Annotated in this window: 26 protein-coding genes; 16 read left to right on the plus strand and 10 right to left on the minus strand. The window is 55.7% G+C overall.

Translation table 11 applies throughout. The annotated features are described in order from the left end of the window. Positions 1 to 29: 29 nt before the first annotated feature. The 4 genes from E2F51_RS08825 to E2F51_RS08840 all read left to right on the plus strand — a co-directional run bounded on the left by E2F51_RS08825 (position 30) and on the right by E2F51_RS08840 (position 3,006). Entirely contained in the window at positions 30 to 389 is a 360-nt protein-coding gene (locus tag E2F51_RS08825; protein ID WP_013200345.1) for a diacylglycerol kinase, read from the plus strand. Positions 390 to 505: 116 nt separating this feature from the next. Continuing rightward, positions 506 to 1,114, plus strand: a complete 609-nt coding sequence (gene lexA, locus E2F51_RS08830; RefSeq protein ID WP_134823230.1) for a transcriptional repressor LexA — start codon at positions 506 to 508, stop codon at positions 1,112 to 1,114. Positions 1,115 to 1,233: 119 nt separating this feature from the next. Further along, on the plus strand, positions 1,234 to 2,556 hold the full coding sequence (gene dinF / locus E2F51_RS08835; RefSeq protein WP_134823231.1) for an MATE family efflux transporter DinF: 1,323 nt from the start codon (positions 1,234 to 1,236) through the stop codon (positions 2,554 to 2,556). Between the two features lie 240 nt (positions 2,557 to 2,796). After that, entirely contained in the window at positions 2,797 to 3,006 is a 210-nt protein-coding gene (locus E2F51_RS08840) for a CsbD family protein (RefSeq protein ID WP_013200348.1), read from the plus strand. Positions 3,007 to 3,132: 126 nt separating this feature from the next. Here the strand turns inward: E2F51_RS08840 and zur are convergent, their stop codons facing one another. Next, a complete protein-coding gene (zur, locus tag E2F51_RS08845; protein ID WP_134823232.1) occupies positions 3,133 to 3,648 on the minus strand; it encodes a zinc uptake transcriptional repressor Zur in 516 nt (171 codons plus the stop codon). A 474-nt stretch (positions 3,649 to 4,122) separates the two neighbouring features. On the opposite strand from zur, the gene E2F51_RS08850 reads away from it, so the two are divergent. The 3 genes from E2F51_RS08850 (at position 4,123) to pspG (ending at position 7,009) form a co-directional block, all read left to right on the plus strand. Next, the gene (locus tag E2F51_RS08850) at positions 4,123 to 5,364 is read left to right on the plus strand and encodes a conjugal transfer protein TraF (RefSeq protein ID WP_134823233.1); all 1,242 of its coding nucleotides are present in this window, start codon (positions 4,123 to 4,125) and stop codon (positions 5,362 to 5,364) included. A gap of 207 nt (positions 5,365 to 5,571) precedes the next feature. Continuing rightward, positions 5,572 to 6,567, plus strand: a complete 996-nt coding sequence (gene dusA / locus E2F51_RS08855; RefSeq protein WP_013200351.1) for a tRNA dihydrouridine(20/20a) synthase DusA — start codon at positions 5,572 to 5,574, stop codon at positions 6,565 to 6,567. Between the two features lie 211 nt (positions 6,568 to 6,778). After that, complete coding sequence (gene pspG / locus E2F51_RS08860; protein WP_013200352.1) at positions 6,779 to 7,009, plus strand: envelope stress response protein PspG; 231 nt, start codon at positions 6,779 to 6,781, stop codon at positions 7,007 to 7,009. 249 nt (positions 7,010 to 7,258) lie between these two features. Here pspG and E2F51_RS08865 read toward each other — a convergent pair whose 3' ends face one another. Next, positions 7,259 to 8,239 carry a quinone oxidoreductase gene (locus tag E2F51_RS08865; protein WP_134823234.1) on the minus strand — a complete coding sequence of 327 codons (981 nt, stop codon included), beginning with the start codon at positions 8,237 to 8,239 and terminating at the stop codon, positions 7,259 to 7,261. A 95-nt stretch (positions 8,240 to 8,334) separates the two neighbouring features. On the opposite strand from E2F51_RS08865, the gene dnaB reads away from it, so the two are divergent. The 6 genes from dnaB (at position 8,335) to E2F51_RS08895 (ending at position 13,326) form a co-directional block, all read left to right on the plus strand. Next, positions 8,335 to 9,750: a replicative DNA helicase gene (gene dnaB / locus E2F51_RS08870; RefSeq protein ID WP_013200354.1), complete on the plus strand. Its 1,416-nt coding sequence runs from the start codon at positions 8,335 to 8,337 to the stop codon at positions 9,748 to 9,750. 120 nt (positions 9,751 to 9,870) lie between these two features. Next, complete coding sequence (locus E2F51_RS08875; protein ID WP_013200355.1) at positions 9,871 to 10,335, plus strand: Lrp/AsnC family transcriptional regulator; 465 nt, start codon at positions 9,871 to 9,873, stop codon at positions 10,333 to 10,335. Between the two features lie 257 nt (positions 10,336 to 10,592). After that, positions 10,593 to 11,207, plus strand: coding sequence for a YitT family protein (locus E2F51_RS08880; protein WP_013200356.1), 615 nt, complete (start codon positions 10,593 to 10,595; stop codon positions 11,205 to 11,207). A gap of 47 nt (positions 11,208 to 11,254) precedes the next feature. Then, positions 11,255 to 12,448: an amino acid aminotransferase gene (locus E2F51_RS08885; RefSeq protein ID WP_013200357.1), complete on the plus strand. Its 1,194-nt coding sequence runs from the start codon at positions 11,255 to 11,257 to the stop codon at positions 12,446 to 12,448. 38 nt (positions 12,449 to 12,486) lie between these two features. Continuing rightward, complete coding sequence (locus E2F51_RS08890) at positions 12,487 to 12,903, plus strand: secondary thiamine-phosphate synthase enzyme YjbQ (protein ID WP_106381887.1); 417 nt, start codon at positions 12,487 to 12,489, stop codon at positions 12,901 to 12,903. Between the two features lie 90 nt (positions 12,904 to 12,993). Further along, entirely contained in the window at positions 12,994 to 13,326 is a 333-nt protein-coding gene (locus E2F51_RS08895) for an MmcQ/YjbR family DNA-binding protein (RefSeq protein WP_013200359.1), read from the plus strand. Positions 13,327 to 13,329: 3 nt separating this feature from the next. Here E2F51_RS08895 and E2F51_RS08900 read toward each other — a convergent pair whose 3' ends face one another. The 6 genes from E2F51_RS08900 to E2F51_RS08925 form a co-directional block, all read right to left on the minus strand. Next, positions 13,330 to 14,448 carry a M20 family metallopeptidase gene (locus E2F51_RS08900; protein ID WP_134823235.1) on the minus strand — a complete coding sequence of 373 codons (1,119 nt, stop codon included), beginning with the start codon at positions 14,446 to 14,448 and terminating at the stop codon, positions 13,330 to 13,332. A 43-nt stretch (positions 14,449 to 14,491) separates the two neighbouring features. Continuing rightward, entirely contained in the window at positions 14,492 to 15,247 is a 756-nt protein-coding gene (locus E2F51_RS08905) for a glutamine amidotransferase (protein WP_134823236.1), read from the minus strand. A gap of 12 nt (positions 15,248 to 15,259) precedes the next feature. Next, positions 15,260 to 16,339: a phosphotriesterase gene (locus E2F51_RS08910; protein ID WP_134823237.1), complete on the minus strand. Its 1,080-nt coding sequence runs from the start codon at positions 16,337 to 16,339 to the stop codon at positions 15,260 to 15,262. A gap of 3 nt (positions 16,340 to 16,342) precedes the next feature. Further along, positions 16,343 to 17,344, minus strand: coding sequence for an ABC transporter permease (locus tag E2F51_RS08915; protein ID WP_162096477.1), 1,002 nt, complete (start codon positions 17,342 to 17,344; stop codon positions 16,343 to 16,345). Between the two features lie 19 nt (positions 17,345 to 17,363). Next, positions 17,364 to 18,110: an ATP-binding cassette domain-containing protein gene (locus E2F51_RS08920; protein WP_167738437.1), complete on the minus strand. Its 747-nt coding sequence runs from the start codon at positions 18,108 to 18,110 to the stop codon at positions 17,364 to 17,366. Positions 18,111 to 18,516: 406 nt separating this feature from the next. Further along, positions 18,517 to 19,530: a LacI family DNA-binding transcriptional regulator gene (locus E2F51_RS08925; RefSeq protein ID WP_167738392.1), complete on the minus strand. Its 1,014-nt coding sequence runs from the start codon at positions 19,528 to 19,530 to the stop codon at positions 18,517 to 18,519. 353 nt (positions 19,531 to 19,883) lie between these two features. Between E2F51_RS08925 and E2F51_RS08930 the strand changes: the two genes are divergently transcribed. Beyond that, complete coding sequence (locus E2F51_RS08930; protein ID WP_134824847.1) at positions 19,884 to 20,837, plus strand: substrate-binding domain-containing protein; 954 nt, start codon at positions 19,884 to 19,886, stop codon at positions 20,835 to 20,837. 36 nt (positions 20,838 to 20,873) lie between these two features. On the opposite strand, the gene E2F51_RS08935 is transcribed toward E2F51_RS08930, so the two are convergent. After that, positions 20,874 to 21,734: a ribokinase gene (locus tag E2F51_RS08935; RefSeq protein ID WP_134823239.1), complete on the minus strand. Its 861-nt coding sequence runs from the start codon at positions 21,732 to 21,734 to the stop codon at positions 20,874 to 20,876. 27 nt (positions 21,735 to 21,761) lie between these two features. Here E2F51_RS08935 and E2F51_RS08940 point away from each other — a divergent pair, with 27 nt between their 5' ends. Further along, complete coding sequence (locus E2F51_RS08940) at positions 21,762 to 22,607, plus strand: BtpA/SgcQ family protein (protein ID WP_134823240.1); 846 nt, start codon at positions 21,762 to 21,764, stop codon at positions 22,605 to 22,607. After that, complete coding sequence (locus E2F51_RS08945) at positions 22,608 to 23,258, plus strand: TenA family protein (protein WP_134823241.1); 651 nt, start codon at positions 22,608 to 22,610, stop codon at positions 23,256 to 23,258. Positions 23,259 to 23,366: 108 nt separating this feature from the next. Here E2F51_RS08945 and E2F51_RS08950 read toward each other — a convergent pair whose 3' ends face one another. Next, positions 23,367 to 24,422: an NAD(P)-dependent alcohol dehydrogenase gene (locus tag E2F51_RS08950; RefSeq protein WP_013200370.1), complete on the minus strand. Its 1,056-nt coding sequence runs from the start codon at positions 24,420 to 24,422 to the stop codon at positions 23,367 to 23,369. Between the last annotated feature and the right edge of the window lie 36 nt (positions 24,423 to 24,458).

Genomic DNA, 24,458 nt, shown 5'->3' on the forward strand with positions numbered 1-24,458 from the left:
CGTTAAACATCTCAAAGGGTTCCCTGATTATGGCAAATAACGTCACCGGATTGACTCGTATCATTAATGCCGCCGGTTATTCCTGGAAAGGAATACGCGCCGCCTGGCAAAACGAAGCGGCTTTTCGCCAGGAAGCGGTGGCCGGCATTGTCGCGGTGATTGTGGCGTGCTGGCTGGATGTGGACGCCGTCACCCGGGTGCTGCTGATTGGGTCCGTGATGTTGGTGATCATTGTTGAAATCCTTAACAGCGCGCTGGAAGCGGTGGTCGACCGCATTGGCAGCGAGATGCATCCTTTATCGGGTCGCGCCAAAGATATGGGCTCCGCTGCCGTGTTGCTGACGATACTACTCGCTGTTTTCGTCTGGGTAATGCTGCTAATTCCCTGATTGCGGCGCGCTTTCCATAATCTGACAAACTGCTGTTTTTTCCACATCTTTAGGTTTTCAACGCACAAATACCTGTATATACTCACAGCTGACTGTATAAACAACCAGGGGGCGGGATGAAAGCACTAACTGCAAGGCAGCAGCAGGTTTATGACCTGATACGCGACCACATTAACCAGACCGGCATGCCACCGACGCGGGCAGAAATCGCTGCACAGCTCGGTTTCCGTTCCCCGAATGCGGCTGAAGAGCATCTCAAAGCGCTGGCACGTAAAGGCGTGATCGAGATTGTTTCCGGCGCGTCTCGCGGTATCCGTCTGATGATGGAAGAAGAGGAAGGGTTGCCGCTGATTGGCCGTGTCGCCGCAGGTGAACCTTTGCTGGCGGAAGAGCACATTGAAGGCCACTACAAGGGGGATCCTGAACTGTTCAAGCCGGGCGCCGACTTCCTGCTGCGTGTTAGCGGCATGTCGATGAAAGATATCGGGATTATGGACGGCGATCTGTTGGCTGTGCATAAGACTCAGGATGTGCGTAACGGCCAGGTCGTGGTTGCGCGCATTGACGACGAGGTGACGGTAAAGCGCCTCAAGAAGCAGGGCAATATCGTGCATCTGCTGCCTGAAAACGGCGAATTCCAACCGATCGTGGTCGATCTGCGCTTGCAGACCCTGTCGATTGAAGGTCTGGCCGTCGGCGTAATCCGCAACGGCAACTGGCTGTAAACGCCTGACCTTAACGCGCTGCTTTTGCGGCGCGTTTCTCTTTTGGTAAGCTGTATGCCTTATTGACTGGCATATTCAGCTTCCGTGATGCTTTTAAGCCAGTCGCACAGTGGATGACCATGCGATTATTTTCTCCCTCAGATAACCAACTCTGGCGGCTGGCGCTGCCAATGATCCTGTCGAATATCTCCGTGCCCTTACTGGGCCTGGTGGATACCGCGGTCATTGGTCACCTTGACAGTCCTTCCTACCTCGGCGGCGTTGCCGTGGGCACTACCGCGACCAGCTTCCTGTTTATGCTGCTGCTGTTCCTGCGGATGAGCACCACCGGATTAACCGCGCAGGCCTTTGGTGCGGGTGATAAACCGGCGCTGGCCCGCGCACTGATGCAGCCGCTACTGATTGCCCTGGCGGCTGGCCTGCTGTTTATTCTGCTGAAATCCCCGCTTAACCACCTGGCGCTCTCTGTCGTGGGTGGCGATCCTGCCGTGCTGCATCAGGCCGCCCTGTTTATGAATATCCGCTGGTTAAGTGCACCTGCGACGCTGGCCAACCTGGTATTACTGGGCTGGCTGCTGGGCGTACAGTATGCCCGTGCGCCGGTGATCCTGCTGGTTGTCGGAAACCTGGTCAACATCGTGCTGGATCTGTGGTTCGTGATGGGGCTGGGCTGGGGCGTGCAGGGTGCGGCGGCGGCCACGGCGATTGCAGAATACGTCACGCTGGCGATTGGGCTGGTGATGGTCTGGCGGGTGCTGAAGCTGCGGGGCATTTCGCTGCCGATGCTGAAAACCGCCTGGCAGGGCAATTTCGGCCGGCTGCTGCGGCTGAATCGGGACATTATGTTGCGCTCTTTACTGCTGCAACTGTGCTTTGTTTCGCTGACGATATTGGGTGCGCGGCTGGGCAGTGAGGTCGTCGCCGTCAACGCCGTATTGTTGATGTTCCTGACCTTCACCGCTTACGCGCTGGACGGCTTTGCCTATGCGGTAGAAGCCTGCTCCGGCGAAGCCTATGGGGCAAAGGACGCAAAAAGGTTGCTGCTGATTTGGCACGCGGCCTGTCGCCAGGCAGGCCTGGTGGCGCTGGCCTTTTCAATTTTTTATGGCCTGGCCGGAACGCATATTGTTGCCTTACTGACCTCAATCCCCGAACTGCAGCAGCAGGCTGACAACTATCTGTTCTGGCAGATTGTCCTGCCGGTCTGCGGTGTCTGGTGTTATCTGCTGGATGGCATGTTTATTGGTGCCACGCGCGCCAGTGAAATGCGCAACGGCATGCTGATTGCGGCACTGGGCTACGGCGCAACGCTGTTCACCGTGCCGGCGTTAGGCAACCATGGTCTGTGGCTGGCCGTTACCGTGTTCCTGCTGCTGCGTGGGCTGACGTTGTGGCTCATCTGGCGCAGGCACTGGCGCCACAACAGCTGGTTTGCGGGCTGAAATAATTCGTTACACCCGCCTGCCGCTTCGTTATCTGCTGATCTCCCTGCCTTTTTTCACTTTTCGTTGTCACTTTTAGCTAAAAATGTGGCTTTATCTTTCGCCATTACGGGCAAACTCGCCATCATCTACTACAATTATCTGTACGTTAAGCAGTTAAGCAGCGTTTTATGTTGCTGCTGTGTGGTCTGCAAAGACGAAATCCCTAAAGCTGTGAACCTAAGGTTGAGGAGTTATAAGATGAACAAAGACGAAGCCAGCGGTAACTGGAAACAGTTGAAAGGTAAATTTAAAGAAAAATGGGGCAAGCTGACTGATGACGACCTGACCGTCGTCGAAGGTAAACGCGATCAGCTTGTAGGCAAGATTCAGGAACGCTACGGATATGGCAAAGAGCAAGCAGAGAAGGAACTCGGTGAGTGGGAAACCCACAATAACCACCGTTTCTGATTGGCAGCAAAATCTCTGACAAGATTTAGTTTCAGGACGATGCTCCTACCCCGGCACAAGGACAGTGCCACTTAATCCCCCAGCACTCCCCCTTCTTTACTTCAGAACTTACCCTGCGATAACGCTCTACTTGCCACGCTTCTTGCTGGTGACAGTATGATCGTGCTGGCATGCATCCTGATGCGTACAGGCTTCAACTTCCACACAACCCCGGCACAACCCATGAGCTTCAATAACACTGTTAGCCAGTGCGAATCCCGAGGTCAGGGCCAGCATTTTCAAAATGTTTTCCACCCCTTCAGCCTGTTGCTCTGCAACTGACCCGCAGCGATCGCAAATCAGCATCGCAGAAGTGTGAGAAGGCTGTTCAAAATGATGGCAGACCACGTAGCTGTTGGTGGACTCAACGCGGTGCACAAATCCCTGTTCAAGCAGAAAATCCAGCGCGCGATAAACCGTTGGCGGCTTCGCCTGAGGCTCGCTTGCCCGCAGCAGATCCAGCAGGTCATAGGCGCTGATCGCCCCATGGTGCTGGCTCATCAGCCGCAATACTTCCATACGCTGAGGCGTCAGTCTGACGTTGCGTTGCTGGCACAGGGCTTCAGCCTGCGACAGGATTTTTTCAGGACTGCTTACGTTCATAACTTTCCCCTCAGGTCAGATCAGTTTGTTATGTTATCACGTCCACCGAAAATCGCCGAATCCCGCCTTAACGCGTCAATCCGCCGGCTGTTGCCGTTTAACAGACTGAAAAAACTCTTAAAATGAGTGGTATTTCCCTCAAGGGAAAACAGTTAGCGATGCTGATTGGTTTAAGCGTTTCAAACCGTGCCATAAAATTTCTATAAAACTCTATTAATGTAATTTGCAGGCTGTAACGTTACTGACTACCTTTTTACTGGGTGTTACAGCGATCCTGGCCTTAAATGACGGGATCAAAATGCTTATTGATTAGCCTGATAACAGATAAACAAACAGCCAATGAGCAGATAAGCCCCACCATTGTTACTTACTTCACAGCAATGAAATGTTGCCTTTGTGTCCATTATTCAGGCAGCAGAAATCTTCACGCCTGAACAGGCGTTTTCCTCTTTGTCACGGTGGGTTCTAGGTAAAATGGCGAAATTAATCCGTAAGTTGAACAGTTTTTCCCGTCCTGCAGTTTTTCCCATAGTGTTTCTGGCCCCCCTTAGCGCGTTAGCCGCTGGCAACTATTACGATGCCCGCAATGACGCCATGGGTGGGACGGGTGTGGCTTCCTCTACTTACGGCACGGCAGTGCTGGCTAACCCCGCGTTGATGACCAAAGCAAAACCGGATGACACGGTCAGCGTGATCCTTCCGGCGGCCGGTCTGCAGGTGACGGATAAAAACAATCTGGTGGATAAAGTTGATGACCTGACTGACAGCGTCGACCGTTATCAGGACATAGCCAAAAGCATCACCAGCTTTGCCGATTTTGCAAAAGTGCAGTCAGCGGCCGGTGACTTATCCAGTCAGCTGCAGGGTATCAAGGGGAATCAGGCCCACGGCACGGCGGGCGCAGCGTTTGCGGTAACCATTCCCAATGAAACGCTGCCATTCGCTTTCGTGACCAAGGCCTACGGCACCGCGCACGTTACGGCAGATGTCACCCAAAGCGATATCGATTACCTGGATGAAGTCGCAAATGGCACCCGAATCCCCTTCCCGGGCGATCAGAACAAGCTGACGTCGGCTGGCCTTGGCCGTGGCGCGATTGTTTATGATTACGGTGTGGCGGTTGCGCACGAGTTCAATATCGCAGGCCATCCGGTTTCCTTTGGCGTCACGCCAAAGCTGCAGAAAACCTACCTGTATAACTACAGCGCCTCGGTTTATAACTACGACAAATCAGATTTCACCAACGGTCGTTACAAAAACACCAACAGTGGCTTCAACCTTGATGCCGGTGCCGCCACCGATATTGGCGACAACTGGACGCTGGGTCTGAGCGCGCAGAACCTTATTTCGCGCGATATCGATACCAAAGAAGTGAACGGCTACAAAGATACCTACCAGATCAGCCCAATCGTCACGCCCGGCGTGTCTTTCCATACTGAGCGACTGACCGCAGCGCTGGACGTTGACGTAACGCCAACCAAAGGCTTCAAAACGCAGGAAGAAAGCCAGTATGCGGGCGTGGGTGCCGAGTACCGTCTGCTGAGCTGGTTACAGCTGCGTGCCGGTTACCGTGCCGATATGAAGTCCAACGACACCAACGTTTACACCGCCGGTTTTGGCCTGTCACCGTTTGGCAAGGTGCATCTGGATCTGGCCGGTATGAAAGGCGACGACAGAACCTGGGGTGCGGTTGCCCAGCTGAACTTCACCTTCTGATGCTTCGGGCTGCCTCAGCCTGAAGGGTTAACAACAGGGCGGGATCCTCTTCCGCCCTGTATTTCCTCTCACCGTCGCAGCGGTTAACGACGGCAATGCCCGCGATAATGCGTTAGCCCGCGTGCTGAAGGTGTGTCTCCGTCGACAGGCGTGTTATCATTGCGCACATTATCGTCATTTGTTAATCACACCGAGTTTGCGCGCTTTATGACCCAGATTTTACCTGCACACCGTTTTTCCGTTGCCCCGATGCTTGACTGGACCGACCGTCATTGCCGTTATTTCCTGCGTCAGTTAACGCGTCATTCCCTGCTGTACACCGAGATGGTTACCACCGGTGCCATTGTGCACGGCAAAGGCGATTATCTGGCGTGGAATCAGGCAGAACAGCCTGTTGCCCTGCAGCTGGGCGGCTATGACGCTGCGGCGCTGGCCGAATGCGCAAAGCAGGCGGAAGCGCGAGGCTACAACGAAATCAATCTGAACGTCGGCTGTCCGTCGGATCGTGTGCAGAACGGCCGCTTCGGTGCCTGCCTGATGGGCGAACCGGCGCTGGTCGCCGATGGCATTAAAGCGATGCGCGACCAGGTGTCGATCCCGGTGACGGTGAAAACCCGCATCGGCATCGACGAGCAGGACAGCTATGAATTCCTTTGTGAGTTTATCCGTCAGGTGTCCGAGCAGGGCGGTTGCGACAGCTTTATCATTCATGCCCGCAAGGCCTGGCTGTCGGGGCTGAGCCCGAAAGAGAACCGCGAAATCCCGCCACTGGATTACGAACGCGTCTATCAGCTGAAGCGTGATTTCCCGCATCTGACGATGTCGATCAATGGCGGCATCAAGTCGCTGGCAGAAGCCAAAGTGCATTTGCAGCACGTCGATGGCGTGATGATGGGCCGTGAGGCGTATCAGAATCCTGGGCTGCTGGCGCAGGTCGATCGCGAACTGTTTGGCAGCGAGTTGCCCGCCCCGGATCCGGTGGCCGTTGTGCGGGCAATGTACCCGTACATTGAGGCTGAACTGGCGAACGGCACCTATCTTGGCCACATCACGCGCCATATGTTGGGCCTGTTCCAGGGCATTCCGGGCGCGCGCCAGTGGCGACGTCACCTGAGCGAGAATGCCCATAAGCCGGGAGCCAATATCGAAACGGTTGAGCAGGCGTTGGCGCTGGTGGCGGATAAAATCCCGGCCGCGGTTTAAGCGTCAGCACCAGGATGAACGCACAGGTCAAGCCGCGACGGTTTGAACTGTGCGATTATCGTCACCGCTTCACCAATTAGTCATCAATTTCACCAGGTGCACTTCACCGCTGTTTATTCCATCTCAGTCAATTCAATCACTTATTCCAATCCCAATCCTGGCACGCTTCTTGTAATAGTCTCTGAGGAATCTTTTCCCTGGAGCGAACCTGATGGAAATCTTATTTGTGCTTGGCTTCTTTGTCATGCTGCTGCTGACCGGTATTTCCGTGCTCGGCATTATCGCCGCGCTGGTCGTCGCTACCGTGGTGATGTTCTTTGGCGGCATGCTGGCGATTGTTATAAAATTGTTGCCTTGGCTGGCGTTGGCGGTGGTGGCGGTATGGATTTATCGCGCGTATAAAAAACCGAACTCGAAACTGGACCGTTGGTTATCCCGGTAATATCAACGTGTTAGACGGTAAATTACCGTAAAGAATGCGCACTGGATCACAAGATGGCATATTGCATAGACGAATCAGCAATTAAACATATTATTTACTTATGAATTCTGCCAGGATGTTTTCACTGAATTGACACGAATTCATCGCTCTGACCCTACAACCAGCGCGAACTAAAAAAAAGAAAAAAGGGGCTTCCTACGGGAAGCCCTGTTTGCATCTGGCGATCGGGAAAATTACCGCAACCGACGATCAGGGGATCAGCAGGCTTGAGCCTTGCGTAGCCCGACTCTCCAGCGTTTTGTGCGCCTGCTGCGCATCCTTCAGGGCAAACTTCTGCTGCTCCGGCACATCGACATTAATCGCTCCGCTGCCAATCAGCGAAAACAGCTCATTGCTGGCGCTGGTTAACGCATCGCGGTTGGTGACGTAGCCATTCAGGGAAGGGCGGGTGACGTATAACGAGCCTTTCTGGTTGAGGATTGCCAGATTCACGCCGCTGACCGGGCCGGACGAGTTACCAAAGCTGACCATCAATCCACGCCGTTGCAGACAGTCCAGCGACGCTTCCCAGGTATCTTTGCCGACCGAATCGTAAACCACCCGCACCTTCTTGCCGTCGGTTAACTCGCTGACGCGTTTGGCGATGTCTTCTTCGCGGTAGTTAATGGTCGCCCAGGCACCGGCCTCTTTCGCACGCTGCGCTTTCTCAGCCGAACCCGCCGTGCCGATCAGATGTGCGCCCAAGGCTTTCGCCCACTGGCAGGCAATCAGACCGACGCCGCCCGCCGCGGCCTGGAACAGGAAAATCTCGCCCGGTTGTACCACATAGGTCTGGCGCAGCAGATAGTGAACCGTCAGCCCTTTCAGGAACGAGGCGGCGGCCTGCTCAAAGGAGATGTTGTCCGGAATTAACGCCAGCTTATCGACATGCACCGCATGGAACTCGCTGTAGGCACCCAACGCCGACTGCGCATACACCACGCGATCGCCCGGCTTAACCGCCGTCACGCCGTCACCCACGCTCTTGACCACGCCAGCCGCTTCCGTGCCCAGGCCAGAAGGCAATGCCGCCGGATACAGGCCGGTGCGCATATAGGTATCGATGTAGTTAATGCCGATCGCTTTATTCTCTACCACCACTTCCCCGGCCGCTGGCTCAGGGATCGCGACATCAATCAGTTGCATCACTTCCGGTCCGCCATGCTGGCTGATTTGTATACGTTTTGCCATGCTCACTCCTGTTGATTCCGCTGTATTGAGGGAGGACGACAGCATCCCAAACGGGTATACTTGCCCGTCCCCACACTCTTCGGTATTGCATCACTATGGCAGGAAATAAACCCACCAACAAATCCAACGAAAACCGTGAACCGCGCGACCGGCAGATGGAAGGGCTGAAGTTGCCGCCGCATTCTCTTGAAGCGGAACAGTCCGTGTTGGGCGGGTTAATGCTGGATAACGAACGCTGGGATAACGTCTCCGAACGCGTGGTCGCGCTGGACTTCTTCAGCCGCCCGCACCGGATGATCTTCAGCGAAATGCAGCGCCTGCTGGAACTGGGCAAACCCATCGATTTGATCACCCTGTCTGAATCGCTGGAAACCAAAAATGAGCTGAATCTGGTTGGCGGATTCGCCTATCTGGCCGAACTGTCGAAAAACACCCCAAGTGCGGCGAACATCGGTGCCTATGCGGATATCGTGCGCGAACGTGCGGTGGTGCGTGAGATGATCTCGGTGGCGAATGAAATTGCCGATGCGGGTTACGATCCGCAGGGACGCACCAGCGAAGATCTGCTCGATCTGGCGGAATCTCGCGTGTTCCAGATCGCCGAAAGCCGTGCCAATAAAGATACCGGCCCGAAGAGTGTCGATCAGATCCTTGAGGCGACGATCGCCAGGATCGAATCGCTGTATCAGACGCCGCACGATGGTGTGACCGGCGTGGATACCGGCTATCAGGATCTGAATAAGAAGACCGCCGGTCTGCAGCGTTCGGATCTGATTATCGTCGCGGCACGTCCGGCGATGGGTAAAACCACCTTCGCCATGAACCTGTGTGAAAACGCCGCGATGCTGCAGGACAAACCGGTGCTGATTTTCAGTCTGGAGATGCCCGGCGAACAGATCATGATGCGTATGCTGGCGTCACTTTCCCGCGTCGATCAGACCCGTATCCGTACCGGCCAGCTCGATGATGAGGATTGGGCGCGTATCTCCAGCACCATGGGCATTCTGCTGGAGAAAAAGAACATGTTTATCGATGACTCCTCGGGCCTGACGCCGACGGAAGTCCGCTCCCGTGCCCGCCGCATCTTCCGCGAACACGGCGGCCTGAGCATGATCATGATCGATTACCTTCAGCTGATGCGCGTGCCGTCGCTTTCTGACAACCGTACGTTAGAAATTGCCGAAATCTCCCGTTCCCTTAAGGCGCTGGCGAAAGAGCTTCAGGTGCCGGTGGTGGCGCTGTCGCAGCTTAACCGCTCGCTGGAGCAGCGTGCCGATAAGCGCCCGGTCAACTCCGACCTGCGTGAATCAGGCTCCATCGAGCAGGATGCCGACTTAATCATGTTTATCTACCGTGATGAGGTCTACCACGAAAACAGCGATCAGAAAGGCATTGCGGAAATCATTCTGGGTAAACAGCGTAACGGCCCGATCGGCACGGTGCGCCTGACCTTTAACGGTCAGTGGTCGCGTTTTGATAACTACGCTGGCCCGCAATACGACGACGAATAACCCGTCATGCACGAAATGTGCATCGCCTGGCCTATCCATCAGAAAATAGTGTTGGACAACCAGGCGAAGAATGCGGTTATCTGTCTGGGTAGCGTCCCTGATTAGCCGCCCGGATCGATAATGACCCAGATAGATGATTTCGACCTTAAGATACTGACTTTACTTGAAACTAATGGTCGTCTGACCAATCAGGAACTGAGCGATCTGGTGGGGCTTTCTGCCTCACAGTGCTCACGCCGCCGCATCAACCTTGAGCAGGCGGGCTTGATTCTGGGATACCACGCGCGGCTGTCGCCGGATGCCGTTGGTTTAGGCATGATTGGGCTGATTGAAGTGCGCCTGATTAACCATACTTCAGACTACGTTGACAGCTTCCACAGCATGGTTGCCGAGCAGTCAGCGATTGTCGATGCCTATAAAACCACTGGCGATGCCGACTATTTACTGAAGGTGGCGGTGAAGGATTTGGCCGGGCTCAGTGCCTTAATCAGCCAGCTGGTTGCCGGTCACCAAAGCGTATCTCATGTCAAAACGTCCGTGGTGTTAACCCGTTTGAAAGAGAACGGCGTGATGACTCCCGCCTGAGGGCTGAGCGCACCAAAACAGTGCGCGGGTGGATCGTGTTAGTGCATGAAACGCGGTGTTGATGCGTGAAGCGTGTAGGAAAAAGAATTCGAGTGCGTGATCTGACGGAGTAGCCCGTCTTTCATGCACGAAAATAAGTAGTAAAGCGCCTTGTATTCAATGGGATAATTCGCTGGCACCATCCGGCAGTCGTCTTTACTGCCGGATTGGTGCGATTTTTGTTATACCCAGAGACTATTTCTCTGAGAATCAGCACCATGGATAATGTCGTTTCCCCCACAAAAGTCCCCCACACCCTGGTTGAAGATGCGCTGGCGATCCTGTTTGGTACGCTGCTGGTCTCCTTTGGCATTACGCTGCTGAAAACCGCTGGCGCGTTAACCGGCAGTACTGCGGGCATCGCCTTCCTGATCAGTTACCTGACGCACACCTCTTTCGGCGTGGCCTTCTTTGTAATCAATCTGCCGTTCTACTGGCTGGCGGCAAGCCGCATGGGCTGGGCATTCACCCTGAAAACCTTCTGCGCGGTCGGGCTGGTGTCGCTGTTCACCCATTTACATCCGCTTTTCATCCACTTTTCCGCGTTGGATCCCTTTTACGCCACACTGTTCGGTAACGTGATAATGGGAATTGGGTTTATAGTGTTGTTTCGCCATAAAGCCAGCCTCGGCGGCATCAATATTCTGGCGTTATGGCTGCAGGATCGGTACGGTATTCGTGCCGGGAAGCTGCAAATGGGCGTCGATACCTGCGTGGTACTGGCGTCGTTATTTGTGGTTTCCATGCCGATGCTGGCCGCTTCAATCGTTGGCGCGCTGATCCTCAATCTGATCATTGCCATGAACCATCGCCCTGGCCGCTATTACGTCTGATAAGTTGTTAACCTACAGCACCACACCACTTAATGGAGATCTGCACCGTGTTTCAAAACGTTGATGCCTACGCTGGCGATCCAATTCTCTCCCTGATGGAGACGTTCAAGCAGGATACCCGACCGCAAAAGGTGAACCTGAGCATCGGCCTGTATTATGACGGCCACGGTGTGATCCCACAGCTGAAAGCCGTGGCGGAGGCGGAAGCGCGTCTGACGGCCCAGGCACAGAATGCCTCGGTGTACCTGCCGATGGATGGCCTGCCACCTTACCGTAGCGCGGTGGCTCCGTTACTGTTTGGGCAGGATCACCCGGCGCTGAAAGCCGGCCGCATCGCCACCATCCAGACGGTGGGCGGCTCTGGCGCGCTGAAAGTCGGTGCAGATTTTCTGAAAACCTACTTCCCTGGCTCGTCTGTGTGCGTCAGCGATCCGACCTGGGATAACCATGTGGCGATCTTCAGCGGTGCCGGATTCGAAGTCAGCACCTATCCGTGGTACGACGAAGCGACCAACGGCGTGAAGTTTGACCAGTTCATGGCCAAGCTGAACACCTTGCCCGCGCAGACCATCGTGTTGCTGCACCCGTGCTGCCACAACCCGACCGGTGCCGACCTGACAAACGCCCAGTGGGACAGCGTGACCGAAGTGCTGAAAACCCGCGATCTGATCCCGTTCCTCGACATCGCCTATCAGGGCTTTGGTGCCGGAATGGAAGAAGATGCCTACGCCATCCGCGTTATTGCCGCCGCAGGCTTGCCGGCGCTGGTCAGCAACTCCTTCTCTAAAATCTTCTCGCTGTACGGTGAGCGCGTTGGCGGCCTGTCAGTGGTCTGTGATGATGCGGAAGAAGCCTCTCGCGTGTTGGGCCAGCTGAAAGCGACCGTACGTCGCAACTACTCCAGCCCACCCAACTTCGGTGCCCAGGTGGTGTCCTGCGTGCTGAACGATGCTGAACTGAAAGCCAGCTGGCTGGCCGAAGTGGAAGAGATGCGCGTGCGTATCTCCTCTATGCGTCAGGCGCTGGTCGACGCGTTGACCCAGGCGATGCCGGGTAAAAGCTTCGACTACCTGCTGAAGCAGCGTGGCATGTTCAGCTACACCGGCCTGAGCGCAGCACAGGTCGATCGCCTGCGTGAAGAGTTCGGCGTCTACCTGATCGCCAGCGGCCGCATGTGTGTCGCCGGGCTGAACAGCCAAAACGTTCACCAGGTGGCCGAAGCCATGGCTGCAGTAATGTAACTGCACGCCCGCACTCATTGAGTTAAAGGAACAAGACAATGTGGTATCAGCAGACGATTACCTTAAGCCCCAAATCCCGTGGATTTCATCTGGTTACCGAAGAGATCGTCGACGAGCTGCGGCGCTTAAGCGACGTGCAGGTTGGGCTGCTTCATCTGCTGCTACAACACACCTCCGCGTCTTTGACCCTGAATGAGAATTGCGACCCAACGGTGCGCAGCGATATGGAACAGCATTTCCTGCGCGCCGTGCCGGAAAACGCGCCTTACAAACACGATTATGAGGGGGCAGATGACATGCCCGCGCATATCAAGTCGTCGCTGTTAGGCACGTCGCTGCTATTGCCCATCAGTCGTGGGCGTTTGCTGCTTGGCACGTGGCAGGGGATCTGGCTCGGTGAGCACCGCGTGCAGGGCGGATCTCGGCAGATTGTTGCCACGCTGCAAGGCGAATAAGTCGTCAGATACGCCAGATCGCCTATACTCACCTACCAACGCCGGGCAAAAAACCGACAACATTGCCAGGCTGAAAGGAGAATGTAAAAGATGAACGTATCGGATCTTCTGTCCTACTGTATGGATAAGCCAGGCGCGGAGCAAAGCGTGCACAGCGACTGGAAAGCGACGCAAATTAAAGTGGATGATGTGCTGTTTGCGCTGGTGCATGAGGTGGATGGCCGACCGGCCGTGGCGTTGAAAGCCACACCGGCGCTGGCCGATTTACTGCGTGAAGCGCATACCGACGTCCGTCCCAGCGACCATCTGAATAAGTCGCACTGGAGCACCGTCTTGCTGGATGGCACCTTAAAGGATTCGCAGATCTATTATCTGGTCGATGCCTCGCTGCAAAAAGCGCTGGATACCCGCGGCGCCCATTAATATTCAGCCGTTTTGCCAGTCAACTATCAGCTGGCCATACAGCCTTTCCGCTTCGGCAAGGCGGCTCAGCAGGCAATACTCATCGGTCTGATGTGCCATGGTCGGCTCTCCTGGCCCCAAAATAATGCACGGCGGATTGCCCATTGCCGGCAACAGCAACGATGCATCGGTAAAGTAGGGGACGATTTTCGCCTCAATCGGCTGGTCGTGCAGCGGCTGACAACGCCGATACACGCCGGCAATCCAGCGGTTATCCTCTTCACTCAGCACCGCAGGCAGATCGACCAGCGTGGACACCATCACCTTTTCGCCCAGCGTGGTGGTAAGGTTCTGACGGATGGTGGCGTGCTGCAGATTGGGTGCGGTACGAATATCCACATCAAACTGCGTGCGATCCGGCACCGAATTAATATTCAGCCCGCCCTGGATGCGGCCAACGTTAATCGTCGGCTTCTTCATCAGTGGATGAGGCGCGCCAGGCGTAAAACTCTGGATCTTGCCTAATGCTTCCGCCGCCAGATAAATGGCGTTGATCCCCAGCTCCGGCATCGCGCCGTGCGCCGTTTTGCCCTGCGTTTCGCACCGTAACCACAACGCGCCTTTATGCCCAATCACCGGGTAGTTTGCCGTGGGTTCACCGACGATCAATGCGCCCACCGCCGGCAGATCGCCAGCCGAAATCAGCGCTTTCGCGCCGTCACAGCCGGTTTCTTCTCCGCCGGTGATCAGCAGTACCACGCCTGAACCCTGGCGGATCGCCGCCAGATTGTCCACGCAGGCCACGGCAAAAGCCGCCACGGCCGCTTTCATATCACTGGCGCCACGACCGTACAGACGATCCCCGTCGATCGACGATCCAAAAGGATCGTGCTGCCAGCGTTGATTGCCCAACGGCACGGTATCGAGATGGCCGGTGAAGCCCAGCGGATCGCCGGCGGTTTCGCCGACGATCCGCGCGATCAGGTTCACGCGATCCTCACCGAACCCGCTGAGCGTCACCTCAAAGCCATTGTCCTCCAGCCAGCCGGCAAAAAAGGCCATGCAGGCCGCTTCGTTGCCCGGCGGATTAATGGTATCGAAGCCCAGCAGGCGCTGGGCAAGCTGAAGCGTTCGATCGGTCATGCGCCGGACTCCTCAGGTGGGGACAGCAGGTCAGCCACGGCCATTATGCCTTCTCCGTCAGCCAGTCCAGACAGTTGACCCACAGCTGACGATAGCCCGGCCAGGCGGCAAACTCCGTCGGCAGCCAGTGCGCAGACATATCGCTGGTCCAGACTAACGAGCGGCCTTGTTGATATTCGCGCACCGCGACCAGAGGATGCTCAGTGCCCGCAATGGTCGCCAGCAGCGTGCCTTCCGGATGCATCTCCACTTCGTTGTAGCCCAGCAGCCACGGCCAGTCGCCCGAAATATCGTTGAACACCGCGTGTGACTCTTTGATCTCCGGATAAATGCCTTCCGGCGATTCAATCCGGTCATCCCAGGCCAGGCAGCGAACCGGCAGCACCTTTTCCACCGCGGTGTTGCGGTAGCGCGCGCCACCGTTGATCCCCTGGAAACTGTAATAGCCGCCAATCATCATCAGGCTGCCGCCGGCGGCGACGTAATCGTGGATCAACGCCAGACGATTCGGCGTGCGCTGGCTTTTCAGCCAGGTATCGGGATGCAGCAACAGCGTATTGGCACCGATATCGGAAAGGATAATCGCATCCCACTCCTGTAAGCCTGCCAGCGTCAGCGGAAAACTCACCGGCGCTTCATGGGCCGGCATATGCGTGATGGCGTAATCGCTGTCCGCCAGCGCGGTAAGAAAATCGGTGGCACCGTTGTGCCAGGTTGCCGTGGCGAACTGGTCGAAGCCCTTAACGTGTGTCGAGGTGCTGGTCCAGGATTCACCGACCAGCAGAATTTTCTTTGGCATTATTCTCTCCCTTTACCCGCCAAATACGCGCTGCGGGTTAGCAATCATTAATGTTTCAAGCTGCTCACCACTGACGCCATGGCGGCGCAGACGGGGAACGAAATGTTTAAGGATGTAGCCGTAACCGTGGCCGCCGTAGCGGGTCAGCATGGTTTTCAGAAAAACATCCTGCGACAGCAGAATTTGCTGAATATAGCCGTCATCGATCAGCTCGCGGATCGCCCGCGCATTCTCTTCATCAGAAGGCGACTGCGCAGACTCATCGGCGTAGTAGTAGCTCATGCCGATCATGTCGTATTCCAGAAACGCCCCGCGCTGCGCCAGTTCACGCTGATAACGTTTGTCAGCAAAACTGGGGTTCATATGGCACAGCACCGTATGACGCAGATCGGCGCCTTCCTGTTCCAGAATATCCAGCACCTTATGGCCCAGTCGTTCCCAACCCGGCAGGTGCACCTCAATCGGCACGCCCGTTGCCGCGCTGGCCCGGCCGGCGGCCCGCAACGACTTCTCTTCATCGGCGGTAAAGCGGCTGGAAACGCCGATTTCGCCAATCAGACCGGCAATCACCTCCGGCTTTTCGTCCGCGCCGCCGACATCGTAAATCAGCTTTTCGGTCAGCTGTTCGACGGAGATAGTCTTCACCCATTCGGGATGCGAAGGCTCCAGATACAGGCCGGTGCCCATCACGATATTCAGCCCGGTCAGTCGGGAAATGCGTTGCAACGCTTTGGGATCGCGGCCGATGCCAATGTTGGTCGGGTCGATCACCGTCTGGCCGCCCAGCGCGCGGTACTTCATCAGCTCCTCGATGGCGACATCGACATCAAACAGCTGGCAGTTATCGCGGCTCATCAACGGGTTAAGCGACAGCTCGCCCAGATTTTCAATTTTGACCGGCATCTCGGCCACATGACGATCGCTACAGCAGCAGGGCGCCACCCACTTGCCGGACGCATCCAGCAGAATGTGTTCGTGCATCAGCGTCACGCCCATCTCACTCAGCGGCATCGGCCCCAATACGGTCATCACATGGCCACTGCTCACCCCAACGGGCAGGGGATCGGCATGGCGAAAAATAGACCCTTTCATCAGCTATCCTTTCGAGGGCGCGCGCGCCGGGTTAAGAATGCGGGTGTTCAGCCAAATCGCCAGCAGGATGATGGTGCCGGTGGCAATCTGGGTATAAAACGGCGAGATATGCGACAGGATCAAACCGTTCTGAATGATGGCAATCGACAGAGCACCCAGCAGCGTGCCGATAATGGTGCCAAAGCCACCAAACAGGCTGGTACTGCCCAGCACCACCGCGGCAATCACCTGCAATTCAAAGCCTTCGCCCTGGTTTGAGGAACCGCTGCCCAGACGCGCGGTGATAATCATCCCGGCCAGTGCCGCCGCCATGCCGCTGATCATATAGACGCGCATCGTTACCGCTTTGGTGTTGATCCCGCTGCGGCGTGCGCCTTCGGTGTTGGCACCAATGGCGGTGACGTAACGGCCAAAGCGCATATGATTCAGCACGATATGACCGACAATCAGCACCACGATGCCAATCAGCGCCGGCATCGGAATGCCGACAACCCACGCGCGGCCCATCAAGGTAAACGGGCTGTCAGCCGGAATTGGAATCGAATAGCCCTGGGTGATCAGCAGCGCCACCCCGCGCACCACCGCCAGCGTGGCGAGGGTGACGATAAAGGCGGGAATGCCTTCGTAAGCAATAAAGAAGCCGTTGATCGCCCCAACCAGCGCGCCGAGCATCAGGCCGCCAATCAGCACCACCGGCCAGGGCAGTCCCCAGCTCTTCAGGGCAATGGCCGACAGCGCGCCAACCAGCGCCAGCGTGGAGCCGACCGACAGATCGATACCGCCGGTGGTGATCACCAGCGTCATCGCGGTGGCGACAATCAGCAGCGGGGCGCTCTGACGGATGATATTCAGCCAGTTGGTGCTGCTGAGAAAGTTGCTGGTGATAAACGAGAACACCACGCAACAGAAGATGAAAAACAGCGCGATACTGACCACGCCAGAATGGCTGTGCAGCAGGCGGCGCGGCAGTGAATGCCGGATCATGCGTGTACCGCTTAAATTGATCATACTCATCCCGTTTACCTCAGTGCGCGGCGGCAGAATGTGCGGTGAATTTCTCGCCGACAATCAGGTTAACGATATCGCTGAGGCTGGTATCAGCCACCTGACGATCCGCCACGTTGGTGCCTTCGTACATCACCATGATGCGGTCACAGACCAGGAACAGATCCTGCAAGCGGTGGGTGACCAGAATAACGCTGACGCCACGCGCGCTGACGCGCCGGATCAGTTCAAGTACCGCTTCCACTTCGGCCACCGCCAGCGCGGCGGTCGGTTCGTCCATGATCAGCACCTTTGGCTCAAAGGCGGCCGCGCGGGCAATGGCAATCGCCTGGCGCTGACCGCCGGAGAGATTGCGCACCAGCAGGCGGGTATCCGGAATCGAAATGCCCAATCCTTTCAGCATTTCCCGCGCATCGGCATGCATTTTTGCCTGGTCGAGAAACGGGATGCCCAGCAGATGCTTCAGCGGTTCGCGGCCCATAAACAGATTGCCGGCCACGTCAACGGTGTCGCACAGCGACAGATCCTGATAAACCATTTCGATATGACACCGGCGGGCGTCCGCCGGATTGGTAAAGTGCATCTCTTCACCATCAATGCGGATCGCGCCGCTGGTGGGCACCACCGCGCCGGAAAGCACGTTGGTCAGCGTGGATTTCCCCGCGCCGTTATCACCCACCAGGCCCAACACTTCACCCGGCGCCAGCTTGAGGTTCACCCCGCGCAGCGAGCGGATCGCGCCGTAGGTCTTGGTGATATTGACCATTTCTACCCGCGCTCTGGCAGGCTGTGGCTGTTGCATCGTTGACTCCCATCGCAGTTCGTTTATGAGGGAAAACCCTCTCGCCAGACATCGATTACCCGGGACGGTGATGGCCGAAAAGGGTTCCGCTGGTCGCGGTCTACTTCTTGTAAACCGGTTTACCTGAACAGCGGAACTGTCTCCAGTGCACATCGGGACAAAACGCTAACTATTTGTTCGCCACTGATGACTAAGCAGCTTCCATGCCAGGCTTGTGAGGAGGGCGGAGAGAGGATTTCTAATTGGCTGTAATCTAATAGGATAATTTTAAATGTATCGGTAAACCGGTTTACCAGATGGCTCATCGCCTGAAAGGGTTGAACAGTTTTTGCGCCAAAGTTGTGCGATTACTGCGCCATTTTGGACCGGGCTAACGTGATTGAATGGAATCGCGTCCAATCCAGGTGACCGGCAGGCGGGTTTCGGCAGGGACATTTTCCTCGCCGTTTAGCAGCCGCAGCATCAGGCTGACCGCGGTTCTGCCCAGTTCCCGTGCGGGTTGGCGAATGGTGGAAATGCGCGGTTGGGTGAAATCGGCGTAGCTGGCGTCATCGAAGCCAACCAGCGATAAATCTTCTGGTGCACGCAGGCCCAGTTCCCGCAGACCATCTAACAAACCGAGCACCAGAAAATCACTGGCGGCAAAGATCGCCGTCGGGCGGATCGCCTTGCTGAACAGCGTGTGCAGCGCCTGCTGACCGAACTCGCGCTGATATTCGCCGTACATCACCCACTCTGGCGGACAGTGCAAACCGGCCTGCGCCAGCGCGGTGCAAAAACCCTGGTAACGTTCGCGCACGCTCATCAGCTCATCGGGCCCGCCGATAAAGGCGATCTGCTGGTGGCCAGCGGCAATCAGCTGTTGGGTGGCGATAAAGCCACCCTGAACGTTGTCGGCAAACACCTTCGGCACCTTGCTGCCGGGGATATCTTCATCCAGCAGGACAATGCGCTGATGGCGCTGGATCTCACGACATAACAGGCCGTTATCCGGGCGGTTAGTGGTAAACAGCAGGCCATCAACCTGGCAGGTATCCAGCCAGCGAATAAACTGCGTCTCTTTTTCGGGATTGTTACGGGTGATGCACAGCACCAGGCTGTAACCGTGTTCGAAAGCGGCTTCTTCCGCCGCATCGGCCAGTTCGGCAAAGAAGGGGTTGGTAATATCCGGCAGCACCAGGCCGAGCGTTTCGCTGCCGCCTTTACTCAGCCGGCGGGCGAGGCTGTTCCCGCGATAATCCAGCTCGGCAATCGCGGATTCAATGCGCGCAATGGTCTCTTGTGGCAGCACAATACTGTTGTTCAGATAGCGGGAAACCGTCGCTTTCGACAGTCCCGCATGGGATGCCACATCGGAGAGCAAAACGCGTTTTTTAATCATCATGCCGGCCACATCAGAAAAAGAAGGGTATCTGTAACATAGTTAAGCGCCGCTGTTATACCCTTTTCGCTGCAATTCGCGCTGGCAAAAATAGCGCTTGACAAAAAAACGGCCAGAGAGAATTGTAATAGGCAGTTTACCTGCATGACCCGGGAAGAGATTCCCACCCGTTTAAGAGACATTTTATCCCTGCACCGAAATGGACCGGCTGCCTAAATGTTTTTTTCACGGTTTCACCTTAACGCCCCATTTCTACCGGGTGTTTACGCCATCACGCTACTATTTGCCCTGCCATCCATAATTCCGCCCGGTGTATTTTACGCCGAGGTAGAGATTTACTCCCATTGAGGATCATGATGATGGTTTTTAACACCGGAAAATTGCGAATTGTAGCCCTGGCAACCGTTTTACTGGCTTCTGGCAGTTATATGACCTCGGCGCTGGCAGCAGCACCGACTTATGCATTAGTGCAGATTAATCAGCAGGCGTTGTTTTTCAACCTGATGAATAAAGGTGCGCAAGACGCGGCGAAAGCCAGCGGCAAAGATCTGGTGATCTTTAACGCCACGGATAATCCCGTTGCTCAGAATGATGCCATCGAAAACTATATTCAGCAGGGCGTGAAGGGCATATTAGTCGATGCGATTGATGTGAACGGTATTATGCCGGCAATTAAAGAAGCCGCAGCGGCGAAAATCCCGGTGATCGCCATTGATGCCGTGCTGCCAGACGGTCCTCAGGCCGCGCAGGTGGGCGTGGACAACATCGAAGGAGGCAAAATCCTTGGCCGATACTTCGTTGATTACGTTAAAAAAGACATGGGTGGTAAGGCACGCGTCGGCATCGTCGGTGCGCTGAACTCGGCTATTCAGAATGACCGTCAGAAAGGCTTTGAAGAGACGATTAAAAGCAATAAACAGATTACCGTTGCGGACGTGGTCGATGGCCAGAATATTCAGGACAACGCGATGACCGCGGCGGAAAACCTGATCACCGGTAACCCGGATATCACCGCAATTTATGCCATAGGTGAACCGGCGCTGCTTGGCGCGATCGCGGCGGTAGAAAACCAGGGTCGCCAGAAAGATATCAAAGTCTTTGGCTGGGATCTGACCGCGAAAGCCATCAGCGGCATTGATGGTGGCTACGTCACGGCGGTATTGCAGCAGGATCCGCAGAAGATGGGCGAAGAAGCGTTAAAAGCCCTGAATGAGATTACCGCCGGTAAAACGGTACCGAAGCGTATTTTGGTGCCGGCAACCGTGGTCACCAAAGACAATGTCGGTCCCTATCGCACGCTGTTTAAATAAGGCTGAAGGCCCACATGAAACTGTGGGCCCTGCAGTTTAGTTTTGCAGTAAGGCGGTCAGTTCGCTGATGCTGGGGAACGCGCTGTAGGTTCCGGCACGGCTAACGGTGATGGCAGCGGCCTGACTGGCGTGAGTAAGTGCTAACTTATCAATCTCTGTATGACGCAGCAACGCAGAGGCCAGCATCACTGCCAGAAAGGTATCGCCAGCGCCGGTACTGTCGACAGCCGTCACCGGGATTGCGGGACAAAACGCTTCGTTATCAGGGGTTTTGAGCGACGCGCCCTGTGAACCGTGAGTGACCACTAACGTTTTGACCCCTTCTGGCTTCAGCAACGCCGCTTCATGCTGATTAAGGACGGCGATATCGACCAGAGACCAGAGCTCAGCGAAAGCGGCTTTGACCGGTGAAGGGTTAAACACGGTGATCATGCCACGGGCTTTGGCGAACGCGAACAGGCCACGGGTTTTCTCAACGGAGAAATTACCCTGTTGCAGCAAAACGTCACCGGGCTGGGCGGCAGAAAGCGCCTGCGTAATCCCGGTGAGCGATAATGAATCCGCCGCGGTGGTGGTGGTGATAATGGCATTATCACCGTCGGCGCTATTGAAAATAATTGAGGTATCACTGTGACAAGGGAATAACGTGTCAGGCAACAGTTGCAGCGGTTCAGCGAGCATCTGCTCTTTGATCCACTTGCCATTACTGTCATTTCCGATCGCGGCGACTAACGTTGTTTCTATGCCGCAGCGGGAAAGTAATATTGCCTGATTGGCGCCTTTGCCACCGATATCTTGTGACGTTTTATTGCCATGAATGGATGAGCCTTTTGTGGGAATATCGGGAATTGACCAGATTTCATCGACGGCTATATTCCCGGTGACATAAACACGCATAGTGTTTCCTTGAACAGGATGAAGAAGATGGTTTCTATATCAGCAGGAAAAACAGACGCAATACAAGCTATTTTTTCACGTAAGAAAGTGGTCATTGGTGTTATTCATTGCGACCCTTTTCCCGGTACGCCGAAATACAGAGGGAAACCAATCGGTGATATTATTGAGCGTGCGTTACGCGATGCGGATAATTATGTTTCCGGCGGCGTTCATGGTCTGATAATTGAAAATCACGGCGATATTCCTTTTTCCAAACCGGAAGATATCGGCCCGGAAACCGCGGCGCTGATGGCAGTGATCACCGAAAAGGTGCGCACCCGTTTTAACGTGCCGTTAGGCATCAACGTGCTGGCAAATGCGGCGATCCCTGCGCTGGCTACCGCGCTTGCCGGCGGCGCCGACTTTATCCGCGTCAATCAATGGGCCAACGCCTACATCGCCAACGAGGGCTTTATTGAAGGTGCGGCGGCCAAAGCGCTGCGCTATCGCAGCCAGCTGCGCGCCGAACACATTAAGGTCTTTGCCGACAGCCACGTGAAGCATGGCAGCCATGCCATCGTCGCCGACCGCTCAATTCAGGAACTGACCCGTGACGTCGACTTCTTTGAAGCCGATGCGGTGATCGCCACCGGTCAGCGCACCGGCGACAGCGCCACGCTGAGCGAAATTGATGAGATCCGCAGTGCCACCGAATTGCCGCTGCTGGTGGGATCGGGCGTTACGCCGGATAACGTTGGGCAGATCCTGTCGCGTACCCAGGGCGTGATCGTCGCCAGCGCGCTCAAGGTGGATGGCGTCTGGTGGAATGAGGTTGAGCTGGCGCGGGTGAAGCATTTTATGGCTGCGGCGGCATCCGTGTTGGAGGGCGAATAGATGGAAACCTTCAGCGATCGTTTGCTGCGGGAGCATCAGGGAGCCTGGCATGAGATGCAGCAGCATCGCTTTGTCTGCGAGATTGAGCAGGACGTTTTGTCTGCCGACGTTTTCAATCGCTACCTGGTGTTTGAAGGTAACTTTGTCGCCACCGCCATCGCCATCTTCGCGCTGGGCGTCAGTAAAGCGCCCGATATTCGTCAGCAGCGCTGGTTGATCGGCGTGCTGAATGCGCTGGTCGATACGCAGATCGCCTGGTTTGACACGGTGCTGGCCAAACGGCAGGTCAATCCGGCCTATTATCCGGACGATCTGCCTGGCGTCAGACGATTTCGCGACGGCATGCTGAACGTGGCCCAGCGCGGCAGCTATGAAGAGATCATCACCTTGATGTTCGGCGCAGAGTGGATGTACTACCACTGGTGCAAGCGCGTCAGCCTGAAAACGCAATCCGATGAAAATGTGCGACGGTGGATTGAGCTGCACGCGGAAGAGGAATTTTTCCAGCAGGCCAGCTGGTTAAAAACGGAGTTGGATCGCTGTGCGGCACAACTGAGCGCCGAGCAGAAATTCGCGCTGTCTGACCTGTATGGCAAGGTACTGAAGTGGGAAATTGATTTCCATAGCGCCGCCTATGTGGAAGCAAGCTGACGGGCGAGGGAGTGTCCGGCGGTTCAGACGCAAAAAAGGGCGGAAATCATTCCGCCCTTTCTTTATTACCCGGCCACTACAATCTGAGGCCGGTTGTGCTCATCGGCCTTACTGGTTGCGTAAGGTATCGATGTCGATCACAAAGCGGTATTTCACATCGCTTTTCAGCATACGTTCGTAGGCGTCGTTCACTTCATCCATCTTGATCATTTCGATATCAGAGGTGATGTTGTGCTTACCGCAGAAATCCAGCATCTCCTGCGTTTCTTTAATGCCACCGATCAGAGAACCGGCCACGCTACGACGTTTGAACACCAGGTTAACCACCTGGGGTGCCGGGTGGTCATGTTCTGGCACGCCGACCAGGGTCATGGTGCCATCGCGACGCAGCAGGGTGATGAACTGGTTCAGATCGTGCTGAGCGGCAACGGTGTTGAGAATAAAGTCGAAGCTGTTGGTGTGCGCCGCCATCTGCTCAGGATCTTTGGAAATGACCACTTCATCTGCGCCCAGGCGCTTGCCGTCTTCGATTTTAGAGGGCGAAGTGGTGAACAGCACCACATGTGCGCCCATCGCATGGGCAATTTTCACGCCCATGTGACCCAGGCCGCCGAGACCAACGATACCGACTTTCTTACCCGGACCGACTTTCCAGTGGTGCAGAGGCGAGAAGGTGGTGATGCCCGCACACAGCAGTGGCGCTGCGCCAGCCGGATCCAGGTTCTCAGGAATACGCAGCACGAAGTCTTCGTTAACGATTACCTGAGTGGAGTAACCGCCGTAGGTGATGTCGCCGGAAATGCGGTCTTCGCCGTTATACGTGCCGGTGAAACCGTTTTCACAGTACTGCTCCAGGTCTTCTTTACAGCTGTCGCACTCGCGACAGGAATCAACCAGACAGCCAACGCCAACTAAATCGCCCACTTTATATTTATGGGTGTGTCCGCCAACAGCGGTAACACGGCCGACGATTTCATGACCAGGGACGACAGGAAAAATGGTGTTTTTCCACTCGTTACGGGCCTGATGCAGATCCGAGTGGCAGACGCCACAGAACATAACTTCAATCTGGACATCGTGTTCACGCAGTTCGCGCGGCTGGAACTCAAACGGAGCCAGCTTTGATTTGGCGTCCTGTGCGGCATAAGCATGCGTAATATTCATGGTGTCTCCAGTCATTGAAAGTGTTTAGAACTTATT

Source organism: Erwinia sp. QL-Z3 (assembly GCF_004551645.1).
Lineage (GTDB): Bacteria > Pseudomonadota > Gammaproteobacteria > Enterobacterales > Enterobacteriaceae > Erwinia > Erwinia billingiae.

Bases quoted from the DNA above. Each gene is read 5' to 3' on its own strand.
- E2F51_RS08825 (WP_013200345.1), top strand. From the start codon at position 30: ATGGCAAATAACGTCACCGGATTGACTCGTATCATTAATGCCGCCGGT.
- lexA (WP_134823230.1), top strand. From the start codon at position 506: ATGAAAGCACTAACTGCAAGGCAGCAGCAGGTTTATGACCTGATACGC.
- dinF (WP_134823231.1), top strand. From the start codon at position 1,234: ATGCGATTATTTTCTCCCTCAGATAACCAACTCTGGCGGCTGGCGCTG.
- E2F51_RS08840 (WP_013200348.1), top strand. From the start codon at position 2,797: ATGAACAAAGACGAAGCCAGCGGTAACTGGAAACAGTTGAAAGGTAAA.
- zur (WP_134823232.1), bottom strand. From the start codon at position 3,648: ATGAACGTAAGCAGTCCTGAAAAAATCCTGTCGCAGGCTGAAGCCCTG.
- E2F51_RS08850 (WP_134823233.1), top strand. From the start codon at position 4,123: ATGGCGAAATTAATCCGTAAGTTGAACAGTTTTTCCCGTCCTGCAGTT.
- dusA (WP_013200351.1), top strand. From the start codon at position 5,572: ATGACCCAGATTTTACCTGCACACCGTTTTTCCGTTGCCCCGATGCTT.
- pspG (WP_013200352.1), top strand. From the start codon at position 6,779: ATGGAAATCTTATTTGTGCTTGGCTTCTTTGTCATGCTGCTGCTGACC.
- E2F51_RS08865 (WP_134823234.1), bottom strand. From the start codon at position 8,239: ATGGCAAAACGTATACAAATCAGCCAGCATGGCGGACCGGAAGTGATG.
- dnaB (WP_013200354.1), top strand. From the start codon at position 8,335: ATGGCAGGAAATAAACCCACCAACAAATCCAACGAAAACCGTGAACCG.
- E2F51_RS08875 (WP_013200355.1), top strand. From the start codon at position 9,871: ATGACCCAGATAGATGATTTCGACCTTAAGATACTGACTTTACTTGAA.
- E2F51_RS08880 (WP_013200356.1), top strand. From the start codon at position 10,593: ATGGATAATGTCGTTTCCCCCACAAAAGTCCCCCACACCCTGGTTGAA.
- E2F51_RS08890 (WP_106381887.1), top strand. From the start codon at position 12,487: ATGTGGTATCAGCAGACGATTACCTTAAGCCCCAAATCCCGTGGATTT.
- E2F51_RS08895 (WP_013200359.1), top strand. From the start codon at position 12,994: ATGAACGTATCGGATCTTCTGTCCTACTGTATGGATAAGCCAGGCGCG.
- E2F51_RS08900 (WP_134823235.1), bottom strand. From the start codon at position 14,448: ATGACCGATCGAACGCTTCAGCTTGCCCAGCGCCTGCTGGGCTTCGAT.
- E2F51_RS08905 (WP_134823236.1), bottom strand. From the start codon at position 15,247: ATGCCAAAGAAAATTCTGCTGGTCGGTGAATCCTGGACCAGCACCTCG.
- E2F51_RS08910 (WP_134823237.1), bottom strand. From the start codon at position 16,339: ATGAAAGGGTCTATTTTTCGCCATGCCGATCCCCTGCCCGTTGGGGTG.
- E2F51_RS08920 (WP_167738437.1), bottom strand. From the start codon at position 18,110: ATGGTCAATATCACCAAGACCTACGGCGCGATCCGCTCGCTGCGCGGG.
- E2F51_RS08925 (WP_167738392.1), bottom strand. From the start codon at position 19,530: ATGATGATTAAAAAACGCGTTTTGCTCTCCGATGTGGCATCCCATGCG.
- E2F51_RS08930 (WP_134824847.1), top strand. From the start codon at position 19,884: ATGATGGTTTTTAACACCGGAAAATTGCGAATTGTAGCCCTGGCAACC.
- E2F51_RS08935 (WP_134823239.1), bottom strand. From the start codon at position 21,734: ATGCGTGTTTATGTCACCGGGAATATAGCCGTCGATGAAATCTGGTCA.
- E2F51_RS08940 (WP_134823240.1), top strand. From the start codon at position 21,762: ATGGTTTCTATATCAGCAGGAAAAACAGACGCAATACAAGCTATTTTT.
- E2F51_RS08945 (WP_134823241.1), top strand. From the start codon at position 22,608: ATGGAAACCTTCAGCGATCGTTTGCTGCGGGAGCATCAGGGAGCCTGG.
- E2F51_RS08950 (WP_013200370.1), bottom strand. From the start codon at position 24,422: ATGAATATTACGCATGCTTATGCCGCACAGGACGCCAAATCAAAGCTG.